Consider the following 594-nt stretch of genomic DNA (forward strand, 5'->3'; position numbering starts at 1 on the left):
AGAGAACGCGCCCGATAGGAGTCGAACCCATAACCTTTTGATCCGTAGTCAAACGCTCTATCCAATTGAGCTACGGGCGCAAAATAATAATAATGCCGAGGACCGGAATCGAACCGGTACGGTGATCTCTCACCGCAGGATTTTAAGTCCTGTGCGTCTGCCAGTTCCGCCACCCCGGCAAATATAATGGAGCGGAAGACGGGATTCGAACCCGCGACCCCCACCTTGGCAAGGTGGTGTTCTACCACTGAACTACTTCCGCATATGCGGGTGAAGGGAGTCGAACCCCCACGCCGTAAGGCGCTAGATCCTAAGTCTAGTGCGTCTGCCAATTCCGCCACACCCGCGTATACATGTGAGCCATAGAGGATTCGAACCTCTGACCCTCTGATTAAAAGTCAGATGCTCTACCAACTGAGCTAATGGCTCTTAGATGGTGCCGGCCAGAGGACTTGAACCCCCAACCTACTGATTACAAGTCAGTTGCTCTACCAATTGAGCTAGGCCGGCTATTAAATTGAATGGTGGAGAATGACGGGATCGAACCGCCGACCCTCTGCTTGTAAGGCAGATGCTCTCCCAGCTGAGCTAATT

Annotated in this window: 6 tRNA genes; all 6 read right to left on the reverse strand. The window is 52.5% G+C overall.

From position 1 onward, the window contains the following. Window positions 1-6: 6 nt before the first annotated feature. The 6 genes from CD034_RS07005 to CD034_RS07030 all read right to left on the reverse strand — a co-directional run bounded on the left by CD034_RS07005 (window position 7) and on the right by CD034_RS07030 (window position 510). Window positions 7-80, reverse strand: a tRNA-Arg gene (locus CD034_RS07005). Between the two features lie 13 nt (window positions 81-93). After that, window positions 94-179: transfer RNA gene (locus CD034_RS07010), tRNA-Leu, on the reverse strand. Between the two features lie 8 nt (window positions 180-187). Further along, window positions 188-262, reverse strand: a tRNA-Gly gene (locus CD034_RS07015). A gap of 3 nt (window positions 263-265) precedes the next feature. Next, window positions 266-347, reverse strand: a tRNA-Leu gene (locus CD034_RS07020). A 9-nt stretch (window positions 348-356) separates the two neighbouring features. Then, window positions 357-429 (reverse strand) — tRNA-Lys (locus tag CD034_RS07025). 5 nt (window positions 430-434) lie between these two features. Continuing rightward, window positions 435-510 (reverse strand) — tRNA-Thr (locus CD034_RS07030). Window positions 511-594: the final 84 nt, after the last annotated feature.

Source organism: Staphylococcus hominis subsp. hominis, assembly GCF_002901845.1.
Lineage (GTDB): Bacteria > Bacillota > Bacilli > Staphylococcales > Staphylococcaceae > Staphylococcus > Staphylococcus hominis.